At 48.6% G+C, this 25,307-nt stretch carries 9 protein-coding genes; 6 read left to right on the top strand and 3 right to left on the bottom strand.

Annotated elements, in window-relative coordinates; translation table 11 throughout:
- The first annotated feature begins 116 nt into the window (after positions 1-116).
- Positions 117-2,942 carry a T9SS type A sorting domain-containing protein gene (locus ACZIX4_RS00240; RefSeq protein WP_463333608.1) on the top strand — a complete coding sequence of 942 codons (2,826 nt, stop codon included), beginning with the start codon at positions 117-119 and terminating at the stop codon, positions 2,940-2,942.
- Positions 2,943-3,101: 159 nt separating this feature from the next.
- Here the strand turns inward: ACZIX4_RS00240 and ACZIX4_RS00235 are convergent, their stop codons facing one another.
- Positions 3,102-3,452 carry a nuclear transport factor 2 family protein gene (locus tag ACZIX4_RS00235; RefSeq protein ID WP_463333607.1) on the bottom strand — a complete coding sequence of 117 codons (351 nt, stop codon included), beginning with the start codon at positions 3,450-3,452 and terminating at the stop codon, positions 3,102-3,104.
- A gap of 117 nt (positions 3,453-3,569) precedes the next feature.
- Between ACZIX4_RS00235 and ACZIX4_RS00230 the strand changes: the two genes are divergently transcribed.
- The 5 genes from ACZIX4_RS00230 (at position 3,570) to ACZIX4_RS00210 (ending at position 24,086) form a co-directional block, all read left to right on the top strand.
- A complete protein-coding gene (locus ACZIX4_RS00230) occupies positions 3,570-4,139 on the top strand; it encodes a hypothetical protein (protein WP_463333606.1) in 570 nt (189 codons plus the stop codon).
- Between the two features lie 262 nt (positions 4,140-4,401).
- A complete protein-coding gene (locus ACZIX4_RS00225) occupies positions 4,402-6,066 on the top strand; it encodes a T9SS type A sorting domain-containing protein (RefSeq protein ID WP_463333605.1) in 1,665 nt (554 codons plus the stop codon).
- Positions 6,067-6,758: 692 nt separating this feature from the next.
- Positions 6,759-21,584, top strand: a complete 14,826-nt coding sequence (locus tag ACZIX4_RS00220; protein ID WP_463333604.1) for an Ig-like domain-containing protein — start codon at positions 6,759-6,761, stop codon at positions 21,582-21,584.
- Between the two features lie 185 nt (positions 21,585-21,769).
- On the top strand, positions 21,770-22,510 hold the full coding sequence (locus ACZIX4_RS00215; RefSeq protein ID WP_463333603.1) for an SDR family oxidoreductase: 741 nt from the start codon (positions 21,770-21,772) through the stop codon (positions 22,508-22,510).
- A 40-nt stretch (positions 22,511-22,550) separates the two neighbouring features.
- The gene (locus tag ACZIX4_RS00210; RefSeq protein ID WP_463333602.1) at positions 22,551-24,086 is read left to right on the top strand and encodes a DHA2 family efflux MFS transporter permease subunit; all 1,536 of its coding nucleotides are present in this window, start codon (positions 22,551-22,553) and stop codon (positions 24,084-24,086) included.
- Positions 24,087-24,309: 223 nt separating this feature from the next.
- Here the strand turns inward: ACZIX4_RS00210 and ACZIX4_RS00205 are convergent, their stop codons facing one another.
- The gene (locus ACZIX4_RS00205) at positions 24,310-24,597 is read right to left on the bottom strand and encodes a putative quinol monooxygenase (protein WP_463333601.1); all 288 of its coding nucleotides are present in this window, start codon (positions 24,595-24,597) and stop codon (positions 24,310-24,312) included.
- A gap of 3 nt (positions 24,598-24,600) precedes the next feature.
- Positions 24,601-25,209 (bottom strand): NAD(P)H-dependent oxidoreductase, encoded by a 609-nt coding sequence (locus ACZIX4_RS00200; protein ID WP_463333600.1) that lies wholly within the window; start codon positions 25,207-25,209, stop codon positions 24,601-24,603.
- Positions 25,210-25,307 lie beyond the last annotated feature (98 nt).

Genomic DNA, 25,307 nt, shown 5'->3' with positions numbered 1-25,307 from the left:
CAAAGCAGTGTTTTTTTATTGTTACCTTCATCCACAACCCACTTAGGGTAAACCGCTTTATAAATGTTATACATTGTTGTACAGTCATTACCAATAAAAGTCCAACAATCACATTTATGAAAAAAAATTACATGCTTTGTATACTGCTGTGCGCACTGAACGCCATGGCACAGTCCGGTACTTTAGACTCCACTTTCGGGGATAATGGTAAGGTGCATACCGGTTTTGGCACAAACGGTTACAGCAGGGCAAATGCCGTAGCAGTACAACCGGACGGGAAAATCATTGTGGGCGGTGCTACATACACTGCCAATACCGCAAATAACTGGCAGAAAGATTCTGAAAACATTACGCTGCTGCGTTATAATACCGATGGCAGCTTTGACAGCACTTTTGGCAACGGTGGTACGGTTATGGTCGACCTCTATAAGTTTTACAATAACAACACCCGGGGCGGTATGGTATACGACATCAGTATACAGGCCGACGGCAAGATTGTAACCTACGGTTCAGCCATTTCAGATACCGGCAGTGAAACCATTTTAATGCGGTTTAATAGCAACGGCAGCATTGATACCGGATTTGGCATTAGCGGAAAGGTTACGTGCAATTCAGGCCCCGTAGATAGCGGCAATACCCTGATAGTACAGCCCGACGGCAAAATTATAGCACTGGGCATACAATGGACACAGCCAAGCAGCAATGTATGGAACACCCAGTTTGTAGTGGAGCGCTATAATGAAGACGGCAGTAAAGACACCGGTTTTGCAACCGATGGCCGCGTAGTTACTACGTTTGGCAATGGCTACGACATGCCCGAAGCCATTGCCTTACAGGATGACGGGAAAATTATAGCCGTTGGGTCGAGTGCAACCCACAACTTCGGGATTGTGCGGTATACCGCCAATGGTGCCCTCGACACCACTTTTGACGGCGATGGTAAGGCAACCACATCATTCGGGGCAGGAAGCAACAGTATGGCTAATTTTGTAACCGTGCTTGCCAACGGTAAAATTTTGGCGGCCGGGTATGCAGGCTACACAACAAGCAACGTCCTGAGTTTTGCATTGGCACAGTATAACACTAACGGAAGCCCGGACACTACTTTTGACGGTGACGGCAAGGCAACAAACGCTTTTGATGAAGGCGATGACTCTTTCAGCATAAACGCCGTAACAATACAACCCGACGGAAAACTGCTGGTAGCCACTTCAGGCATTTACGACAGTGCTTCTTTTGTAACCCGCAGGTACAACAGCGATGCCACCCGCGATACCTCATTTGGTACCAACGGCAACGTAACCACCACCATACAGGAAGGCTATAACCAGGCACGCACACTGGCATTACAAGCCGATGGTAACATTTTGGTAGCAGGCTATTCGCATGCGGTGCCGTCTACTCAAGATGCTTTTGCCGTAACACGCTACGACAGCAATGGAAGTTTAGACGCTAATTTTGGCACAGACGGAAAACTAACTACATCCTTTGATTCCACCAACGATGAAAGCAGCATACTGTTACTGCAACCCGATAATAGGCTGGTAGCCGTGGGCACCCGCAGGACCCGTACACCGAACAATTACAGCTATAAAGACATTATCCTTTCCCAATACAATGCCGACGGCAGCCTGGATGAAGCGTTCGGTACTGGAGGAAAAGTTATTTCTGCATTTGGGCTACAAATCAATAAAATAAACAGCGCCATAGTACAGCCCGACGGAAAGGTTGTAATTATGAATACCTTCTATAACACCTCTGTAGATAACCAGTATCATTACGAACTGATGCGCTATGCTACAGACGGTACTATAGATACTGCATTTGGCACCGAAGGCCACGCTACAATTGATGCCGAAAGCAGCGTAATGCTCAGCCAGCCCGACGGGAAAATCATTACCATAAACCTGGACTACGATGAGCAAAACAATACCATAATAGTTGTTAACCGCTACAACAATAACGGCACCCCTGACAGCAGTTTTGGCACTAACGGTGTGGCAACTACCCCCGGTACACCATTTGGCATGCCCGGTGCCGTACTACAGCCCGATGGTAAAATTGTGGTTTCCTACAATGAGATGAATGAAAACGGTTATGTAGGCTATAAAGTGAAACGCTTTAATGCAAACGGCAGTTATGACGATACCTTTATATCGCCCCTTACTGTTGTAGACAACGGCGCGTACGCACATACCCCGTTTATACAGCCCGACGGCAAGATACTTGTTACCGGGAGGAGCGTGGGCTATGATGCCGGTGTTTTCTACCAGTTTGTGGCAGCCCGTTATAACACAGACGGCAGTACCGATACCACCTATGGTACAAACGGCGTAGTGGCATCGTACCTGGCAGGTAGTTTTGACCCGTATAACGTAATACAGTCGGTATTGCGCCAGGCAGACGGGAAGTTTGTGGTAGCGCTGAGCAAGGTAGAACAATATCCGGCCAACCCTACCCCTGATACGTATGATTTTGTAATTTCAAGGTTTAAAGCTGACGGAGGTTACGATGATGATTTTGGGTCGCTGGGGCAGGTGAATACCGCATTTTACAATAAGTATGACGAAGCATTCTCAATGGTATTGCAACCCGATGATAAGATTGTAGTAGGCGGCACTACTGATACGGGCATCAACCGCGATTTTGCACTGGCGAGGTATGAAAACACCGTTGAATTGGGCAATGAAGATTTTACTGATGTAACCTCAAACCTGTTGCTGTACCCTAACCCCGCAAAAAGCACCCTGAATATAAAGCTACCCAACCAAACCGGGGTAACAATAACAGGTGTAGCAATCTACAATACACTGGGCCAGCAGGTATATAACTATAACAAAAACATTGATAAGATAGATGTGAGCCAGTTGCAACCGGGCATATACACCATAAAAGTGGCAACCGATAAAGGCGGCCGCAACGGTAAGTTTATTAAGGAGTAAAGTGTTATTTTAAAGTGATACAATATTAAAAAATGTTTCACAAGTAGTTATATACCACGGTTTTCCATTTCGACGATAGGAGAAATCTCAAAGATTGTAATCGAGATTTCTCCACTCCGCTACGCTGCGGTCGAAATGGAAATCGCCTATATCAAAAAACTACACCTCTATATCCATCCTTTTTATAAGGCCGTCTTCAAAGGTGTAAATATGTTTTACGGTACCATCAAATACCACCCCGCCCTCCAGGTCCTTTACATGCTGGTGCACCAGTACCTCCAGGCTGTTGTCCTGCCTTTCGGTAAAGCCGGTCGGTTCCACATTAGGGTTTACCTCGCCCCACTGCCGCGTCCAGTAGCTGCGTATTTCGTTGTGCCCCACTATGTGTCCGCCTTCCCAGGCCTTAGGCCAGTATACCTCACTTTGCATAACGGTAAGCGCGGCATCTATATCGCGTGAATTAAAAGCGGCGTAGGCTATTTCTATAACGTCTTTGTATTGGGTTTCCATAAGGTTGTTTTTTTGTAAATGTATTTAATTTACCCCAAACCTTTTGCACATAAACCTCATTTAAGCCTATAAATATTCCGGTAATAAATAGTATGTTTGCCGCTCAAAACATAACCAATGAACAAACTACACCTTATTATTGCACTTATATTTAGCGGCTTATTTTTCAGCAAGGCATATGCCCAACCCAATACCGGCCAGTTTATAAACGTTAACGCAGGTATGGGGCTTACCTATACCGACTATGAGGAGGAAAACGGCGTATCGGGCAACGGCTTTTACGCACAGGCCGAATACGTATGGGCACCCTACACATGGCTGGGTGTGCGCCCTTATGCCGGTGTTATTATAGCTTCGGGCGAATCTGAAAACAGCGACCCGGCGCAGTGGCGTATTAAAACCAATGCAGCCTTGTTAGGCGTTAAAGGCCGCCTGGCTGCCCCCATACCTTATGTGGCACCGTTTATAGAAGCGGGCGTGGGCATGTCCATTGGCTCGTTTGAAACCTATAACGAAGGCTATCCGTACCGCAAGAAAAGCGGCGTGGTAGCACACATCCCTGTTTCACTGGGGCTTGCAGTGGGTAAAAAGCACAATGTAGAAATCAAGTTCTCATACTACTTTACCGATGCCGTAGACCAAATGTCGGGCGCGGCCGCTGTGGGCTTCTCCTTCCCGGTAGACTAACACCTACCCTTATCCCTTATCCCTTATCCCTTATCCCTTATCCCTTATCCCTTATCCCTTATCCCTTATCCCTTATCCCTTTTGCCTTTTGCCTTATCCCCCTTTTCACCACTACCCGGTATCACTTAACATAAAAAAAACTTAGCGTTACTTTTAGTAAACACTAAAGCCCTATATTTACGCCCTTTGTCTGCAAAAACGGCTGTGTGCCTTTTGGTTAGGCAAAGCACCTTATAAATATAGAGTACACCAAATGCAAAAAATGAAAAGCCTTATCATGCTGCTGGCCTTTATGGGCATAAGCCTGCTGCATGCACAAACCACCATCCTAAACGAATCATTGCTTACCGAAAGCAGCTTTAACACCTTTACCGCCATTAGCGTTACCGGCACACAAACCTGGTACGGCAGCACGTCTTACGGCGCCGTGTGCAGCGGGTATTCGGGTGGGCAGAATTATGCCAACGAAGACTGGCTAATAAGCGCCCCTATGGACCTTTCGGCCATGGACAACGTACAGCTTAGCTTTAGCCACACACGCGGCAACGCTGCCGTTATGAATGTAGGCGTAGCCGAAGGCTGGTACAAGGTATATGCCGTGGGTAACTATACCGGCGACCCTACCACTACAAACTGGATAGAGTTAACCGGCATGAACCAAAACGTAACCACAGCATGGCAATACATAGCGTCGGGCAGCCTTACCATTCCTGATGCAGCCAAATCGGCAAACACACGTATTGCGTTTAAATATGTGTGCAGCAACACACAAAGCGCCACCTGGGAAATAAAGAACGTAAAGGTTACCGGCGAAATACAGGTAAACCCGGGCACCGATGCACTGTTTACCATAACCAACTGGAATACCGAATGGCTGGGTTGCCCCGAATTTGGCCCTGATAATGAGGAACAGCAAGCCGAAAACGTAGCCAATGCCATGCTGCTTATGGACAGCGACATTTACTGCCTGCAGGAAGTAATAAACACGCCTAATACCCCTACCATAGCCACCCTGGTATCACTTATGGGAAGCGAAGAATGGGGCGGCACCATAGTACCCGGCGATACGGGTTACTGCAACCAGAGGCAGGGTTTTATTTACCGCAAGTCGAAAGTGCAGTTTGTAAATTCTGCACAGCTGAGCAGTGGTAATGCTTACCAGGGTAACAGCTATTACTACAACTGGTCCAGCGGGCGCTACCCGGCTGTGTACAATGTAAAACTTATAACCGGTGATAACCTTATACCCGTAACGCTGGTAAATATACATGCCAAAGCCGAAGACAACGACGACAGCTACATACGCAGGGTGGGCGCAGCCGATGCACTAAAAACCATACTGGACGGCAGTGCCTATAATACTAAAAATGTTATCCTTATAGGCGACTATAACGACTACCTTACCGGTACACAAAGTACAGACCAGTGCAACTGCGATGTGTCGTCTTTCCAAAATTTTATGGATGATACGGCTAATTATACCGCGCTTACGCAAAATATTGTAGCGGCTAACAGCGGCTGGAACCCCCACCCTATCATTGAGAATATTATCATTTCAAATGAATTAGCCGGTAACTATGTAGCAAACAGTGCCGCACAGGAAGTGTCTGTACCGCAAAACATAGAGAGCTACTACTATACCACCTCAGACCACCTTCCGGTGAGTGCTTCCTTTACCTTCCCTACGCTTGCCACACCGCAGTTCAGCAAAGCTGCATTTACCCTGTACCCTAACCCGGTAAAAGACGTACTGAACATAAGCACAGACATACCTTTAGCCGATACCGCAGTAGCCCTATACGACTACACCGGCAGGCAGGTACAGCTTGGCAAACCAAACGGCAACAGCGTTAATGTAAGCACATTGCCTACAGGTATATACATTATAAAAGTTGGCGCCACCACAGCTAAGTTTATAAAAGAATAAGCTATACACCTTTTTACATACATGAAAAGCTCCGGGACATCCGGGGCTTTTTTTGTTTAAGGCTTGCTGTATCTCTACACGAAACATTGGCTTAACCCACCCTAAAATTTCAATATTAAACAAAAACCATATATTCAGTTTCATTTTAAAACACAAAACAAACAATACGTTTCTGTTTCACTAAAAATCATCGCTTTTAATCAACATAGCACTATAACGTTATACTGCTGTGATTTCTTAAAATATACCCAATGTCAGGTATTTTTTAAATATGCTGCTTGCCTTATTTTTACAGGCTGACAAAGTATTTTATTCAGGCCAATCTCATTTTTTCGGGAGGAAGGAATTTGCCACGGGCAAGGCAACTATTTACCAATCAACCTGAACACACATCAACAACCGGCAATTAACAACAAATTTAAGATAAAGCAATGACAACAAACCACCACCCTGAAACCAACCGGGGTACTAAAACTAACAGGCAAAACCATTCAATTTTTAAATAACGCGCAGCATTTCGGGTATGCCTGTCGCGGGCTGTATGTACCATCTGCGTTGTTTATGGTGCAGTTCACGACATTTATTTGCATAACCCACTAAAGCACAACTACTTTTAACAGCTTTTTCTGCTACAGCATTGCATTCTGTACAATAGTTTGTAGTACCCCAATTAACAACTTTAATTACCAGTTATGATTAAAAAAATTACCTTACACCACGTAGTGCTGTTATGGTTTTTCCTGCTTGCATGTACCGTGCTACAGGCGCAAACCATACGCTATGTAAAGCCGGTTGCATCCGGAAACGGAACGGGCAGCAGCTGGGCTAATGCCAGTGCCGACCTGCAGGCGATGATAAATGCATCGTCTTCGGGCCAGCAAATATGGGTAGCCGCAGGCACCTATAAGCCAAACCGCCGTGCCGATGCCACTGCAACCGTTACCGCTAACAACCGCTATAACGCCTTCGTGCTGAAAAGCGGCGTGAAAATCTACGGGCACTTTGCCGGTACCGAAAACCTGCTTTCGCAGCGGGTACTTTCTAACACCGCCAATGCCAGTATACTAAGTGGCGATTTTAGCAGTAACGACTCTGAAACTTCCTTTACAAACCATAGCGAAAACGCCTACCACGTTGTGGTATCGGCAGGGGCGGTAACCACCGCAGAGCTGAACGGCTTTACCATACGCGGTGGTAATGCTAACGGTACTGCCACTACTACCATAAGCGTAAACAGCCAGTCGGTAAGTATTGGGTATGGTGGTGGTGTGTATTGTGTGTCTTCATCGCCCATACTTACTAACCTCAAAGTACTGCGAAACCAGGGTACTTACGGTGGTGGTTTTTTCTTTACATCATCACTGCCTGCACTTACGGCCTCCATCATCATGGGTAATAACGGCTCAAGCCGTGGCGGGGGTATTTATAACGACACCGCAACTGCAAATACATTTACTAACCTGGTAATAGCCGGTAACACCTCAGCTTCTTCAGGTGGTGGCGGTATTTATTGTAACAATGCACCTTTAACCCTATCGCATATAACGCTGAGTGCCAATGTTGCTACCTCAGCACCCGCCATGAGGTTAGTAGGTTCTAATACAACCATACGAAATTCTATCATCTACGGGCACAGCACGGCTACTGTCATAACCGGTTCTATATCTTCATCTACATCAACAGTAACGGTTAACAATTCAATTGTAAGCTGGACACCTACGGCAGGCGACGGAAATACGCAGTCTGACCCTAAGTTTACCACCGCACCGCTCAGCAATACTGCCCCTTTTACCGTGGCAGATTATACACTGCTGTCTACCAGCCCTGCGATTAATATTGGAAATAACACCTATACCACGTCGGGCATTACTACAGACCTGGCCGGTAACCCACGAACCTACAATACCACTACCGATGCGGGTGCCTACGAATACCAGGGCAACCCGTTTATTTCGTTTACGGCAGTGCCGTCGGCAGCGGGTATACTTTATGTAAAAAAGGGTGCTACCGGAAACGGTTCGTCATGGGCCAATGCACTGGGCGAAGCAGCCTACGCATTTAAGGCAGCCAAAGAACTGAGTGCAGGCAGCGTGCAGCAAATATGGGTGGCCGGGGGCACCTACTACCCCATGTTCCGTGCTACAGACATGGCCGGTTCTAATGACCCCAGCAACCCGGACCACGCCTTTGTACTGATAAATAACGTAAAGGTATACGGCGGTTTTGCCGGTACCGAAACTACATTGGCACAAAGGGATTTAACCCTTACGGCAAATAAAAGTACCCTCAGCGGATTTTTTACAAACAACGGCGGCACAGGCAGGGCCTATCACGTGGTGGTGGGCGCCGGTGCAGTGGGCACAGCCTGCCTTAACGGCTTTACCATAACCGGGGGCAACGGCAATACCGGTGTAAGTGTTACCATAAACTCGCAAAGCGTTAACCGCTCTAACGGTGGCGGTATCTGCCTGGTATCGGCAGCGCCCGAAATGGACAAGCTGGAAGTGATAAGTAATAACAGCGCCAATGATGGTGGTGGTATTTATATATCGGGCGTTACCGCTAAAATAACCAACAGTACCCTGAACAGTAACAGGGGTAGTGATGGCGGTGCAGTATTTTGCTCCAGTGCCACCGTAACGTTTGAAAATGTAATAGTACAGGGCAACCAGGCCACCAGCGGTGCGGGTTTTTGTGCCAATACTGCTACCATGAACATTACCAATGCACTTATTACGGGTAACTATGCATCTAATAACGGCGGTGGTATAAGCACAAACAGTAGCAGCACCGGCAGTAATATAACCGTTACGAACGCCACCTTTAGCGGAAACAGGGATATATACGGTGCGGCATTGTTTTACAGCCCTTCCGGTAATGTTATGGCCATCCGCAACAGTATATTCTGGAACAACAGCAGTACTTTTGCGGGCAGCAGCGGATATTCCATTACCTACTGCACGTCAGATTATCCGGGCAGTACAAACAGTAATGGCGACCCGCTTTTTGTAGATGCGCCAAGCTACCTCAGCGCACCGTTTGCAGGAGGAGATTATAACCTGCAAACCGGCAGCCCTGCCATAAATGTGGGTAACAATGCCTTGTACAACACAGGCAGCTCACCCGATATAAGCACCATAACTACAGACCTGGCCGGTAACCCGCGTGTATACAACACTACGGTAGACCGCGGGGCGTATGAGTTCCAGTACGATTGTGCTACCGTGCCTGCAGCCCCTGTGGCCTCGGCACAAAACCGCTACCAGGGCGATACCGTGGCACAGCTTGTAGCTACAGGCTCGTACCTGCAGTGGTATACACAGCCTACAGGCGGCACAGCGCTAAGCAACACTACCCCGGTTACCCCGCAAACCTATTATGTAAGCCAAACGGTAAATGGCTGCGAAAGCCCACGAACAGCTGTAGCGGTAACCGTATCCCCTTCGCCAAATGCACCTGCCGCAGGCACGGTACTGTATGTGGTAAAAGGCGCTGCGGGCAACGGTTCGTCATGGGGTAATGCACTGGGTGAAGTAGCCGATGCGCTTAAAAATGCAAAAACGGCAAACGATGCCGTACCGGGCACCATACAACAAATATGGGTAGCAGCAGGTACCTACAACCCGCTGTACACACCCGACACTTTCGCAGGCCCGGCTAACAATATAAACAACACCTTTTTACTGCTTAAAGACGTGGCGGTGTACGGCAGCTTTGCCGGTACCGAAACCACCCTTGCACAAAGGGTGTTGCCTACAGATGGTAACTACACCAGTATACTGAGTGGCGACTTTAACAATAACGACGTATTAAATACCGATGGGCAGCTTACAAGCGGTTTTGCCGAAAACGCCGGGCACGTAGTTGTAGGGTATGGCAGCAGCAGTAACCCGTTAACCGCTACTACCGTACTGGATGGTTTTATAGTACAGGGCGGTACAGGGTATGATAACAACAGTAACTTTAACCCCGGTTACGGTGGGGGTATCTACAACCGCTATGCATCGCCACAGCTAACGAATATACAGCTAAGGAGAAACACGTCAACTAGCGGCGGCGGCGGTATATACAACTTCTTTTCTTCGCCTTATATAACCAATGTACTGATACAGGCTAACAGGGCGTATAATACAAATTCAATGGGTATAGTCTACGGTGGCGGTATTTACAACACTAACGGATCTTCACCTTACATTACCAATTCTACCTTCCGTAAAAACATTGCTTACTGTAGTTACAGTTACAGTACAACAGTGGGCCAGGCATTCGGAGGCGGTATGTATTCTGATACCCAATGTGCCCCTTCCCTTATAGACGTAACCTTTGAGCAAAATACCGCACAAGGCGTAGGTATAGCGTACGACGAAGGGACCGGGCAGCCCAGCTACTTTGGCAGCGGCGGCGGCGGTGGTCTGTACCAGGGCGGCTCTTATACTCCCGCCGTAATAGAAAATGTAACCTTTACACAAAATACGGCGGCTGGCCAAACTACAACAGCCACAACAACATCATATGGAGGTGGTGCTTATTTTAACTTTACACTACCCGCCCCTGCTGCAAGTGCACTTACTTTTACAGGAAACACCGCAGCTAATGGTGGCGGTTTGTATATAACAGGACACTATCCGGCTACGATAAAAGAAGCAACAATTAACGGAAACATTGCCACATCAAGCGGTGGTGGGCTTTACGTTAACAGTGGCTCTCATACGTTCGAAAATATGGTAATCGAAAACAATACCGCCTCGGCATATGGTGGCGGTATATACAGCCAGTCAGGTTTCTTTAAAAACATCATCATAAAAAACAACACGGCAGGCAGCGCAGGTTCTACTGCCGTACGTGGTGGTGGGGGTATTTATAATACTACTAACACTTCATATACCAATGTTGTACTTACGGGTAATACCGCAGTGGCATCGGCTAATGCACGGGGCGGGGCTATTATAAATACAGGTTCGGCAGTGTTTACCAATGTTACCATAACAGGCAATACTGCTACCGGCAGTGCTTCGCAGGGTGGTGCGGTGTACAACACCGGGACTGCCCCGCTATTCAGGAACAGCATCATTTACGGTAATACCGCACTTACCGGGCCAAGCGTGTATAAGCAGGTGGGTACACCACAGTATGCTTACAGCCTTATAGAAGGCAGCGCGGCAGGTTGGGATAGCTTTGGAACAGACAATGGTAATAATATAGATACCGACCCGCAGTTTACAGATGTAGCCAATGGCGACTACACCCTTACAGGCACCAGCCCTGCCATAAATGCGGGCAGCAACACCTATTTTGATGCAGGCCAAACGCCAAACCTTTCGGGCATTACTACCGATGTGGCAGGAAACGAACGTATACAGGACACTACTGTAGACATGGGTGCTTACGAAAACACCGCTGCCCCATGCGAAACCCCGTTACCTGTAGCCGAAAGCCAGCTGTACTGTAACGGCGATACCGTAGCCACCCTTGAGGCTACCGGCGAAAACATTAAATGGTACGCTTCGCAGGCAGCTACTACGCCGCTAAGCAGCAGTACCGCATTGGGTACGGGCATTTACTATGTAACCCAAACCCTGAACGGCTGCGAAAGCGATAAGCTGGGCGTAACCGTAACCACTACCCCCGGCCCTGCTGCCGATGCACAAACATTTTGCGCAGGCGCCACCGTAAGCATGCTTACCGCACAGGGCACCGACCTGAAATGGTACAGCGATGCCGATGCGCAAAACCTGCTTTCGGGCAGTGCGGTGCTTGCATCGGGCACATACTATGTTACCGATAGTGTTGATGGCTGCCAAAGCCTTACCACACCGGTACAGGTTACCATAAACCCGGTAGTGTCTCCTGCCGTAACCATTACGGCCAGCCCACAGGGTACTATAGCCCTGGGTGACAGCGTTACCTTTACCGCTGTGGTACAAAACGGCGGCACTGCCCCGGTATATACCTGGAAAAAAAACGGTGCTACCGTAGGCGATAACAGCAGTACCTACACCAGCAACACCCTTGTAAACAACGATGTTATAACCGTAGAAGTCATAGGCAACGCTACCTGTACCACTACCGATGCTGTAGAAAGCAATGCCATAACCATGAATGTGGTTATAGTGCCTACGCCATCGGCTGCGGGGATATTGTATGTAAGCCAAAACGGCACAGGTAACGGCAGCAGCTGGGACAGCCCATTGGCACAACTGGCCGATGCACTAAAAACAGCAGCCACTAACACGGCTATACAACAAATATGGGTTTCTTCGGGTACGTACAAACCTATGTACAGGCCCGATGACCTTACTACAGGTACCGTGGGCGACCGTAACCGCACCTTCAGGCTGGTAAACAACGTTAAGGTATACGGCGGTTTTGCCGGAGGCGAAACCACCATAGACGAGCGCCCTTACCTGCCTGCGGCCAATACGGCGCTGGGTACCATACTGAGTGGCGACTTTAACAGCAACGACGTGCTAAATGCAAACGGTGTGGCTACATCGGGTAATGGCGAAAATGCTTTCCACGTAGTGCTTTCTGCCGATAGTGTGGGTACAGCCGTACTGGACGGCTTTACCATAACCGGCGGCAAAGGGGCATCATCATCAAGCCAAACCGTTGCGGTTGTACTGCCTAACGTTGCAGTATACTCACTATATGGCGGCGGTATTTACGTGGTTAAGTCTTCACCACAGTTATTGCACCTTCTTATAACGGGTAACCGTTCTACCCTGGGTGGCGGTATTTATATAACGGGGACATCGACGGCAACAGCAAATATGGCTTCGCCAAAAATTATAAATACAACTATAAAGTACAATACCGCATCTATAGAATCATTCTCTACCGGTGCACCGCTGGGCGGTGGTACCATGAATGCCAGCTACAGCAGCGCTACTTATACCAATGTACTGATAAGCAACAACACCTGCCTGGAATATGGCGGCGGCGGCGTGGGCACAGCAGGCGGGTATGCATACCCTTACTTTACTAATGCTACCATAACGGCCAATACGGGCTTATTCGGCGGAGGGGTGGCTAACCAGGAGAATAATGGCGGGTCTACAACATTCCCTAAGTTCAGGAACAGTATCATTTACGGCAACACTTCTACCGGAAGTGGCTTAGATGAAAACATACAGAACAGCAGTTACTATTACCCTGAATACTACTACTCTATCATAGAAAACAGTGGCAGTACCAACTGGAACAGCAACTACGGCTACAATATGGGTAATAACATAGGTACTAACCCATTGCTTTCGGCAACGGACTATACCTTACAGGCAGGCAGCCCTGCCCACGATGCCGGTAATAGTGCTTATTTTAACACCGGGCAAACGCCAAACCTTTCGGCTATAACTACAGACCTTGCAGGCAATGCCCGTATACAGGGTAGTGCTATAGACATTGGCGCTTACGAATATGTAGCCTGCACCCCTCCGGCAGCACCGGTAGCTTCGGCACAGGAGCACTGTGGGGGCGTAACCTTTGCAGAGCTTGAAGCCGACGGCGAAAACCTGCTATGGTACGAATACGAAGGTGCAACACCTTTTGCCGGTACAGACCAGGTATATTGGGACGCTACGTATTACGTAACCCAAACCGTAAACGGCTGCGAAAGCGGGTACACGCCCGTGGAAATTACCCTGAAAACCGGCCCAATAGTAATTACCGACAATAACCCCGTAGTTTGTGGCGGCTATACCATTCCTTCAACCGCTACAGGACAGGACATTATTATAAGCGGGTACTATACAGGCACCGGCGGTACGGGTGATTTACTTCCCGAAGGCAGCGTGATTACCTCATCTCAAACCATATATGCGTATGCAACAAACGAGTGCGGCGCTACCGAAGCTGCGGTTTACGTTACCGTACACCCTGATATTATAGTAGACGAGCCAGAAAACGTAAGCAGCTGCAACGGCTATGTATTGCCTGCACTGGTTAACGGTTTCTACATGGACCACAATCCCGGCGATGTAATCAGCCAAAACCAAACCATTTATATTTACAATAGCGGTTACTGCGGTTATGCCGAAAGCAGCTTTACTGTTACTATAGAAAGTACTACCCCGGCTCCTGTGGCATCGGCACAAACCCAGTGTTTTTATAGCACCGTGGCCGACCTGGATGCCGAAGGACAAAACATTCAGTGGTACCAGTACGAAGACGACACCATACCTATGTACGCCAGTAGCTATGTATGGGGAGGCATGTACTACGTAACCCAAACCATAGACGGCTGCGAAAGCCCGCGCACGGCAGTGGAAGTCACCATGACCGACTATCCGCAGCTTGATTCGGTAACCGATGTATATCCGTGCGGTGGCTACGAACTGCCATACCTGAGTGTAGGTAACTACTATACCGGGCCTGACGGTACCGGCGAAATGATAGCGGGTGGCACCTACATTACCACAGCACAATACATGTATGTATACGCTGTAAACGAATGTGGTGCATCAGAGCAATCATTCTACATATCCATACACCCTGTTACCGAAGTAGATTACCTTAACGACGTTACCGAATGTAATTACTATTACCTGCCGGAACTCACTAACGGTTATTACCAGGGGCATTATGAAGGCGACGCCATTTCGGAAACCGAAACCATTTACATATACAACAACGGCTACTGCGGCTATGCCGAAAGCAGCTTCACTGTTACCATAGAAAGCAGCACCCCTGCCCCAACGGCTTTACCACAAACGCATTGCAATGATGCAATGGTACAAAACCTTGTGGCTACGGGTACCGACCTTAACTGGTACGACACAGAAACTGCCGAGTACCCACTGTCTGTATATGAAGGGCTTTTTGCAGGTACGTATTATGTAACCCAAACCATAGACGGCTGCGAAAGCCCGCGCACTGCGGTAGAAGTCACCCTGACTGATTACCCGCAGCCCGACCCTGTAACCGATGTATACCCTTGCGGCGGCTATGAACTGCCGTACCTTAACGTGGGTAACTACTACACCGGACCTGAAGGCACAGGCGATATGATACCGGGTGGAACGTACATTACCACATCGCAAAGCCTGTATGTATATGCGGTAAACGATTGTGGGGCTTCAGAGCAATCCTTCTATATATCGGTGCACCCGTATACTGAGGTGGATCACCTGAGCGATGTTACCGATTGTAACTTCTACGTACTGCCTGAACTGGCTAATGGTTATTATATAAATTATTCTGAAGGCAATGTAATTACCGAAACGCAAACCATTTATATCCAAAATGATGGCTATTGTGGCACTGCCGAAAGTTTCTTTACTGTTACCATAGAAAGCAGCACACCGGCACCGGTGGCATATCCACAAACGGCCTGCTACTATACCACAGTGGCAGAGCTTGATGCCGAAGGCCAAAACCGCAAATGGTATTCTGATGAAACCGGCGGCGAACCTTTAGATCCTAACAGCTATGTATGGGGTGGCACATACTACGTGAGCCAAACTATTAACAGCTGCGAAAGCCCACGCACTGCGGTAGAAGTTACCATGAGCGACTTCCCGCAGCTCGATCCTGTAACCGATGTATATCCGTGCGGCGGCTATGAACTGCCATACCTTAGCGTGGGTAATTACTACACCGGCCTTAACGGAACGGGTGATATGGTAGCAGCCGGTACCTACATCACCACATCACAAAGCCTGTATGTATACGCCGTAAACGATTGTGGGGCTTCAGAGCAATCCTTCTACATATCGGTACACCCATACACCGAAGTAGATTATTTTTCAGATGTAATTACATGCAGTAGCTATACACTGCCTGCACTTAATAACGGGTACTACCTGAACGGGTACAACCCCGGCGATGTTATTACCGAAACACAAACCATTTACATTCAAAATGATGGCTATTGTGGCACCGCCGAAAGTTTCTTTACTGTAATTGTAGAGAGCACTACACCGGCACCGGATGCCTTCCCGCAGATATATTGTAACAGCGCAATTGTAGATAACTTACAGGCAATAGGCACCAACCTGCAATGGTACGATACGCCAACAGGAGGCACACCGCTTGCCGGTAGTGTGGCTGTTTCTACAGGCTACTACTACGTAAGCCAAACCATAGACGGCTGCGAAAGCGGGCGTACTGCTGTAGGGGTTACGGTAGAATACATCGGTTACCCATCGGTATTTATTACTGAGGAAAACGGGCAGTCGTATTCGTGCTATGAGGGTAACGTTACGTTTACCGCCTCTACAGAAAACCTGGGCAATTACCCTGTATTTACCTGGTATGTAGACGGGGTAGACCAGCAAACGGGCAACAGTGCCACGTTTACTACCTACCTTACAAACCTGCACACCATAAGCTGCTATGTAACCGGCGACCTTAGCGAGCCATGCTACAGCACAAACGGCGCATGGAGCGACGAATACCAGTTTTACGTAGTGCATAACGACCCGCAAATAAGCATGCCGTATGGCGAAAGCTTCTGCCCGGGCGGCAGCGTTACACTACAGTCTAATAACGTAGGCTACGGCGGCGGAATTTACTGGGTGCATGAAGGTAACTACATGGAACCTGCCGAAGGTACTGCCACTTACCAGGCTACCGCAGCCGGTGAGTACCACCTTGAAGGTTTTACGTACGAAGGCTGTTTTGTGCAGTCGGCCAGCGTATACGTTACCGAAACATATACTGAACAACCGGTAGCATCGGCACAAAACTTCTGCTACGGGGCTTTTGTAGGCGACCTTGTTGCCACAGGCACTAACCCGCAGTGGTACACTACCGAAACCGACGGTACTCCACTATCAGCGTGGGAGATGCTTTCACAGGGCACTTATTACGTAAGCCAAACGGTAGACGGCTGCGAAAGCGCGCGTACTGCTATAGCGGTTACCATATACACGCCGGTAACACCATCGGTATACATAGATGCGGTAAACTACTATGGAAACCTTTGCGCAGCCGATACGGTTACTTTCCAGGCGTATGTTACAGATGCAGGTGCATCTCCTGCGTACCAGTGGTATGTAAACGGCGAGTTACAAGCAGGCGAAACCACCAGCAGTTTCAGCTACTACACCGCACAATCTGTTACCGTGCGTTGTGCAATTACAATTACCGATACAGATGGATGCTATACTGATACCTTCGCGCAAAGCGACGAATACTATATAAATGTTATTAATGCTACCGCCGCCATAGTGGCAAATGGCCCCACATCATTCTGCCAGGGCGGTAGTGTAGTATTAGAGGGTTACGGTACGGGTTACCACGACAACGGTATCTGGTACCGCGATGGCGAGTATTTCGATTCATATTATGAAGAATACCACACCATTGAAGTAACCGAAACAGGTACTTATACGCTTGAAATCTATACCGAAGACGGCTGCTACGTAGTGGCAGATGCGGTATATGTAGAAAGCATCATAACCACTGCACCTGTAGCCACCGCGCAGGATTTTTGTAACGCCGCCTCTGTGGCAAACCTTACTGCCACCGGCGGCGACCTGCAATGGTATGCCACAGCAAGTGGCGGAAGCCCGCTGGCTGGTGCCGATGCCCTTGCATCGGGTATTTATTACGTAAGTCAAACGGTAAACGGCTGCGAAAGCGACCGCACAGCTGTGTACGTATTTATACACACAACCCCTGCACCTGAGGCTGCTGCTGCACAGACTTTCTGCGAAAACAGTACCGTAGCAAACCTCGCTGCCACCGGCGATAACCTGCAATGGTATGCCACCGCAAGCGGCGGAAGCCCATTGGCACCATCGGCAGTAATTACAAACGGCAACTACTTTGTATCACAAACCGTTAACGGCTGTGAGGGCGAAAGGGCTGCCGTGGCAGTAACCATAGCCACACCGCTGCTTGCCGAAGTTACGGTAGTAAGCTATGATGAATACACCGGGCCTGAAGGACAATTGCAGTCCTGCATAGGCAATACGCTTAATTTTGAAGCCTTTGTAACCAATGCAGGCGACAATGCCACACTGCAATGGCTGGTAAACGGTGCAGAACAGCCGGGCGAAAACAGTGCGGTATTCAGCTACACACCATCGGGTGCTGGTACGGTAAACGTACAGTGCCGCGTTACAGTGGGTAGTGATGTCCTGTGCCCGGTAACGCCGGTAGTAACCAGTATCGACTTTGAAATTGAAATACTAAGTGCTCCTTATGTAGCCATAATCCCGCTGGGTGATACTGCCTTCTGCGAAGGCGGAAGCGTAGCCCTGCAGGCAGACGGCATAGAAAACTACGAAGGTATTTGGCTGAAAGACGGCGAGTTTTATGACTATGCCCTGAGCGGCTATAACGAAACCATTACGGTAACGCAGTCGGGCACCTACACCCTTGAGGTTACAGGCTACAATGGCTGTAGCGCAGTATCGGGCCCGGTAGCGGTTACGGTAAGCTATCCGGTAACGCCATCGGTTACCTTAACCGTATCGCCTACAGGTACTGTTATGGCGGGGACATCGGTTACCTTTACAGCTACCCCTGTAAACGGCGGTACCGCACCGGTATATACCTTTAAGGTAAACGGCGCTACAATGCAAAGCGGGGCTTCGGCTACGTATACTACCACTACCCTTACCAATAACGCTGCTGTGTATGTACAAATGTTGAGCAATGCCGCATGCGTATCTGTAGCAGAAGTATACAGCAATACCATAGTAATGAGTGTTACGCCACAGCCTTCAACGGTAATTACGCCCGATGCGGCAGGTATACTTTATGTACGTAAAGGCCAAACCGGTAATGGCTCATCATGGGGCAATGCACTGGGCGAAGTAGCCGACGCACTTAAAGCTGCCAAACAGCTGAACGATGCCACGGCGGGTACGGTAACACAGGTTTGGGTTGCGGGCGGTACCTATCATCCGGCCTACCTGCCTACCACGCTGGAGGCCTCTACCCCGGCTGACCGTAACAAAGCATTCCTGCTGGTAAAAGACGTTAAGGTATACGGTGGTTTTGCCGGGTACGAAACGGCATTGGCACAGCGTAACCTTGCCCTTACGGCAAATGCATCTGTGCTTAGCGGCGACCTGGAGGGTAACGACCTTACCGCCAGCAATGCCGAAAACACCCACCACGTAGTACTGGCCATAGGTACATCGGCAAGCCCGTTTACCACAGCCACCGTACTGGACGGCTTTACCATAAGCGGCGGTAATGCCAATGCTTCGGGTACGCTAACCGTTAACGGCCAAAACATAAACAGGAGCTTTGGCGGTGGTATTTACAACCAAAACGCTTCGCCTGCCTATACTAACCTTATTATAAAAGGCAACAGGGCAAACCAAAGCGGCGGCGGTATGTACAGCGTATCAAACTCATCGGCAATAGTGACCAATACGGCCATTGTACAAAACACGGCAGTAAACGGCGGTGGTATGTACAACGTATCGGCCTCTAACACCATACTGACCAACGTAACCATAGCAGGCAATACGGCCACTACAAACGGCGGTGGTATTTACTCCATCAGCGCATCGGTAAAAGTGCGCAATACCGTAATACAGCAAAACACCTCGGGTGTGTATACCCTGGGCAGCGGTGCAGCCTCCACCCCTGAATATAGCTACAGCCACGTACAGGGCCTTACGGCTACCACAAACGGAAACATAAACGGCAGCGTAAGTGCACAGTTTGCCAACCCTGCTGCCGGTTTGTATACCCTTACTGCAACCAGCCCACTGGTTAATACGGGCAGCAACAGCTTCTACAACACGGGGCTTACGCCAAATCTTTCGGGTATTACTACCGATATTGCAGGCCTGAGCCGCTTTGTAAACGGCATAACCGATATAGGTGCTTACGAACTGTCATCAGAATGTGCCATAACCACCACGTGGGATGGTACAGCATGGAGTAACGGCGTGCCCGACAGCTACGACTATCAGGCGGTAATAGCCGGTAATTACAGCTCTGAGGGAGATATAAGGGCCTGTTCGCTTACGGTAACAAACGGTACGGTAACCGTACATTCAGGCCATACCTTTACCATAAAAGGTGTGGTAACCGTAGACAATGCCAATGCCACGCTTACCTTTGAAGACAATGCCGCACTGGTACAGGAAGACGATGTGGAAAACAGCGGCAGCATTACCCTGCACAAAAACAGCAACCCGCTGTACAGGCTGGATTATACCATGTGGTCATCGCCGGTAGCGGGCTGGTCGCTGTACAGCTTCTCACCTGCCACGGCAAGCAACCGTTTTTATGAATACGTACACGTAAACGGCCTTGATGCCTACTCGCCTGTAGTGTCGTCTACAGTGTTTGCTGAGGCTAAAGGCTTCCTTATCCGTATGCCGAATGTACTGGGCAATAACGTAACCGGCACTACAAATGACGGTATTACCACACCTGCCGAATACATAGCCGGTACCGATGACTATATCTTTAACGGTACCTTTACCGGTACACCGCACAATGGTACTGTGCAGTACCCGCTAAACATGCAGGGAGGCCGATACACCGCTGTGGGTAACCCATATCCGTCGCCTATAAACCTTTGGGATTTCTTCCTGGGTGATACCGATGCCGCAACAGCAGGTACACAGGCAAACAGTAATGCTATAGATATTACATCGGGTATATACCTGTGGAGGAAACGTAACAACACTTCAAGCTCATCGTATGCTACACTTAGCCTTGCCGGTTATGTGGCTAACCCTGCACCGGGCGGCGGCCAGGAAATGGCAGATTTCTTTACGGGTAGTGCTTCAGCCTTTACCATAGCACCGGGCCAGGGCTTTATTGTCCGTGCCAAAGAAGATGCCATCAACCCACAGCTTAGCTTCACAAACAGCATGCGCCGTGCCGCATCAGGAGCAGGCCAGGCGTTCTTTAAGTCGGCGGCCAGTACTGCGGCATCACGCCTGTGGCTAAATCTTACTGCCGAGAACAACACGGCAAGCCAGGCCATGGTGGGCTATTTTGAAAACGGTACCATGGGTCTTGACTATGGTTTTGATGCCAAAAAGCTTACCGACGGCAATACCGTATCATTCTACTCTATAGCCGAAAACACCCCGCTAACCATACAGGCAAGGCCGGGCTTTGAAGCTACCGATGTAGTACCGATGGGCTTTACGCTGCCTACAGCAGGTACATTTACCATAACACTGGACCACACCGACGGTATCTTTGCCCAGGGGCAAAAAATATACCTGAGGGATAACACCGAAGGCATCATCCACAACATGGAAAATGCATATACCTTTACCGCCGAAGCCGGTACGCACGAAGGCAGGTTTGATGTGATATACACTACACAGTCACTCAACACAGAAAACCCCGCAGCGGATGCCAACACGGTTATGGTATATACTGATGGCACTACTATAGGCATTAACAGCGGCAGCGCGATTATGAATGTGGTAACCATATACGACATACGCGGCCGCAGGCTGTTTCGTAAAGAAGCGGTAAACGATACCAAAGCCACAATAACTAACCTTACTGCCGAGCAGCAGGTACTTATTGTAGAGGTGGAAACCGTAAACGGAAAAGCGAGCAAACGCATAATATTCTAAGCCCTTAAAATGGCATACGCCATGCCGCTGAAGCCCCCTGTATGTGCAGGGGGCTTTTTGCGTATATAAGATACCCTATACAACCATAAGAAAATTCTATTCTATATTTTGATACCGAATGGTATATTTTATATACATTTGCTTCAAATAAAATACCAATCGTTATAATTTAAAATATCAGAAAAATGAAAACAACAGGAAATACCGTACTTATAAGCGGTGGTAGTGCAGGAATCGGCCTTGAGATAGCCAAACTTTTAGAAGCAAAAGGAAATAAGGTAATCATTACAGGCCGTAACCAACAACGCCTGGACAGCGCCTTGGCCCAACTCCAAAATGCTACAAGTATAGTAAACGACTTCAGCAAAGAAGCAGATGCAAAAGCATTGGCCGTAACGTTAGCCAAAGACTTCCCCGAACTGAACATTGTAATAAACAATGGTGCGCATGCCGTAATTCACGATATTGTGAACGATACTGATAACTATAGTGCAGTAGAAAGCCAGATGGCTACCAACTTCTTCTCAATAGTAAGGCTAAACGAACTGCTTATAGGCCAGCTTGCCAAAAATACTGATGCAGCTATTGTAAACGTAACATCAGTAGTAGCGTACATACCGGGCAGCCTGGTAGGGTATTCAGCCAGTAAAGCGGCGCTGCATTCGTATACACAATCGTATCGCCATGCATTGGCACAAAACAACATCCCCGTTAAGGTATTCGAATTGCTTCCTCCCCTTGTAGATACCGAATTTTCAGCAGCAATAGGCGGTGCCGCCGGAATACCGCCACGCCAGGTAGCCGAAGAGTTTGTAGCAGGCCTTGAAACCGATAATTACGAAATACGCGTGGGCAACACCCAACTGTTATATGACCTGTACCGCAAATCACCTGAAGAAGCTTTTGCAGCGCTAAACGCAAGGTAATTTTTTTAATCAAAAATATACCAATCGGTATTAATTAAATATGAAGCGGAAAATATTGCTGGTTACAGTTATCCTCGCCGCCATGATGGAGCTGATAGATACCTCCATAGTAAACGTGGCGCTGAACTACATGAGCGGTAACCTGGGCGCTACCATAGAAGATACTTCGTGGGTAATCACGTCCTACGCCATCGCCAATGTGATTATCATCCCCATAACCAGTTTCCTGGCATTGCAGCTCGGCAGGCGCAACTATTACATCGGTTCGGTAATTGCCTTTACCCTGTTTTCCTTCCTCTGTGGGCAGGCCACGAACATCTGGATGCTGGTATCGTTCCGCTTTTTGCAGGGGCTGGGTGGCGGTGCGCTGTTATCCGTTTCGCAGGCAATAGTGTTTGAGTTGTTCCCTAAGGAAAAACAAAACGTAGCCAGTGCGCTGTTTGGCATCGGGGTGTTTATTGGCCCTACCATAGGTCCAACTTTAGGAGGTTATATTACGGAGTTCTACTCGTGGCCGTGGATATTTTACATCAACGTGCCGCTGGGCATACTGGTAGCGGTAGTCTGCGGGCTGCTGCTCACCGAGCCGGAAATACAGCACAAAGCCGGTAAAATCGACTGGCTTGGGATAATGCTGCTCGCCATAGGCATCGGCGCACTGCAAATTGTACTGGAACGCGGCGAAATAGACGATTGGTTTGAAGCCAATTATATCATAGCGCTTTCAGTAGTAGCATTCTTTGGTTTGATACTGTTTGTGTGGTGGCAACTAAAAACGCCGCATCCGGTGGTAAACCTACGCGTGCTGAAAAGCCGTAACCTCAGCCTTGCCGCCATCCTCACCTTTATATCGGGCATAGGGCTGTTCAGTTCGGTATTCCTTACTCCCGTATTTGCACAGCAGCTTTTAGGCTTTACCCCTACCCAAACAGGATTGCTGCTGTTGCCCGGTGCTATTATAGCCATTTTCGGGCTTATACTATCGGCGCGGTTGCTGCAAAGGGGCATTTCCCCCATATGGATGATAGCTTCGGGCATGGTACTTTTTATAGGCTTCAGCGTACTGATGTCGCAGCTCAACCTCGATTCCAGCGCACAAAACATCACCGAAACACTGGTACTGCGTGGGCTTGGCCTGGCCATCATCACCGTACCGCTTACCACACTTGCGGTATCGGGCCTCAGCCCTTCAGAAATACCGCAGGGAGCCGCGTTGAATAATATGATGCGGCAACTCGGCGGGTCGTTCGGGTTGGCATTTGTAAATACCTACCTGCATACGCAAAAGGCGCAGCACCGCGTAGACCTCATATCTAACATACGCCCCGATAACCTGTTGCTGCGCGACCGCCTTTCTGGATATACCAACTACTTTATGTCGAAAGGTTATGCGGCATCGCACGCGTACCAACAGGCAGTAAAACTGGTGGATAACATTGTTACGAAACAGGCTGCTCAACTCAGTTTCAGGGATGCGTATTTTATGATCGGTGTGGTGTTTGTGGTATCGCTGCCGTTGCTGTTCTTTGCAGCTAAGCGAAAATGCAAGGCACAGGTAATACTCTCAGACCATTAATAAATGTCCTCTCCACTTTTGGCAAGTAACACAGAGATACGCAGAGGGAGCCCAGAGATTCTCAGAGTTGTTTAAGAAATAAATAAGATTGCGCTTAAAGCGCGAGGCCACAAAGCTGTAGCCTAATCAGTCTGCTTGGTGCTCTCACACCGGAGGTGTATCTTTATATTTTTCTTTGTGTGTCTCTGAGCTCCCTCCGCATATCCCTGTGTTACAAATCCATTTACAGCAAATCCATTTTTATAATCACCGGCGGCTCCTGTAGCTTTATCGGGATAATATCTACGAAAGCCTTAATGTACGGCTGCTCGTTGTGCTGTGCCAAAATGGCTTCGCTTTCCCAGATTTCATAGAACACAAAGGTGCTGTCATCTGCCTTGTCGCGGTGCAGGTCGTATTGCAGGCAGCCTGCTTCGGCACGGCTTTGGCGTACCATGCTTTGCAGTAGTGCTTGTACTTCGTTGTTGTGCTGCGGTTTACTTTTTACAATTGCGGTTAAATATACTTTCATAGCTTATGCGGTTACGGTTGAATCGGTAAAAATGGTGTGCAGGTGCTGGCGGTACAGTTCCATATCGCGGTCAATCTGCGGGTTCTTCTCCACATCATGGAAGTGGAAGCTTTGCAGCGGCTCCATGCCCGTAAAGGCATTCATACGGTGGAAGCCAAACATAACGCCCTCATCTACACTTTTCTCCAGGAAAAATTCGTCAGGTAGCGTAAAGGCCGTATCGGGTGCGTTCCAGCTGGTGGTTACCATATATTGCCTGCCGTGGAGCGTACCACCTGTGCCGTAGCCTACCTTTGGCGTAGCGGCATGGCGCCCGTCGCTGTTGTACATGCCTTTTTTATGGCCTGCGGTAAACACCTCGTCTATATATTTCTTCAGGCCAAACGGCACCTGGAACCACCACACGGGCGTATGGTACACCACCACATCGGCCCAAATGAATTTCTCCACTTCGGCAGCCGGGTTGTATCCTTCGTCTATATGGGTTACCTGCAACTCAAAGTTAGGGTTTTTCGTGAAAAAATCCTCAGTTACAGCGGCTACAGTTTTGTTGTACGCGCCACCCGAATGGGCAAAATTTTGCCCTGCATTTATTACAAATATATTCTTCATGATATTCTTAGGTTTAAATACAGGGCAAAGTTATTATGGGTCTATCTATTATAAAAATAATATAATTTATACCTTTGTATTATAATTTTAATAGTTTA

This window comes from Flavobacterium niveum (genome assembly GCF_055231775.1).
This window is presented reverse-complemented; position numbering and strand designations above follow the sequence as displayed.